Source organism: Nocardia sp. NPDC059236, from assembly GCF_042754085.1.
GTDB lineage: Bacteria > Actinomycetota > Actinomycetes > Mycobacteriales > Mycobacteriaceae > Nocardia.
In genome coordinates, this window is the sequence record NZ_JBHZAF010000076.1 from 511 (window position 1) to 1,379 (window position 869).

The 869-nt window shown below is 67.7% G+C and carries 2 protein-coding genes; one reads left to right on the forward strand and one right to left on the reverse strand.

Going from position 1 to position 869, the window contains the following annotated elements; genetic code table 11:
• The first annotated feature begins 9 nt into the window (after positions 1–9).
• Entirely contained in the window at positions 10–423 is a 414-nt protein-coding gene (locus tag ACFXIV_RS47945) for a heat shock protein transcriptional repressor HspR (RefSeq protein WP_180289928.1), read from the forward strand.
• A gap of 100 nt (positions 424–523) precedes the next feature.
• Here ACFXIV_RS47945 and ACFXIV_RS47950 read toward each other — a convergent pair.
• Positions 524–869 (reverse strand): D-alanyl-D-alanine carboxypeptidase family protein (locus ACFXIV_RS47950; RefSeq protein WP_379421543.1); only part of this gene is annotated, 346 nt, incomplete at its 5' end.

Genomic DNA, 869 nt, shown 5'->3' on the forward strand with positions numbered 1-869 from the left:
GCGTACGAGCTGACGGACGAATCTCCTGTCTACGTCATCTCGGTCGCCGCCCAGCTCTCGGGGCTGCACCCGCAGACCCTGCGGCAGTACGACCGGCTGGGCCTGGTCTCGCCCGACCGCACACCCGGGCGGGGCCGCCGCTACTCGGCGCGGGACATCGAGCAGTTGCGCGAGGTGCAGCGGCTCAGCCAGGACGAGGGCATCAACCTCGCCGGGATCAAGCGCATCATCGAACTGGAGAACCAGGTCGCGGCGCTGCAGCAGCGGGTTGCCGAGCTGTCCGCCGCGGTCGAGGGCGCCGCGGCGGCGATGCAGCAGCGCGAGGCGCAGGTGCATGCCTCGTATCGGCGCGATCTGGTGCCGTACGAGGATGTGCGCTCCTCCAGCGCCCTGGTCGTCTGGCGCCCCAAACCGAGGGAGTAACCCCTCGGAACCTCGGTTGTGGGCAGCTTTCACCCGCTTGCGGGCACTCGGTCCGCCCGAGGTGCCCCCACGCCCTGCGGAACAGCTGCCCACAACAGGCTCACTTATTGAAGCCGTAAGAGAGAAGTTTCTTGGCGTCGGTCGTGCGTTTGGCCGCGGAGGATGAGGCCAAAACGGTGCCGATCACCGTTTTGCCGCCGCGCTTGGCGGCGAACACCAGGCAGTACTTGGCCTCGGGACCCGAGCCGGTCTTGACGCCGAGTGCGCCCGAGTAGCTGCCCAGCAGCGGATTGGTGTTCCGCCAGTTCATGTACCGGTAGCCGCCGCTCTTGGTGACCGTCTTCTGCTTGGTGGAGCGGGTCTTCACGATCGAGCGGAAGGTGGAATTGCGCATCGCGTCGCGGGTGAGCTTCGTCAGGTCGCGCGGGGTGGAGTAGTTGCGGCCC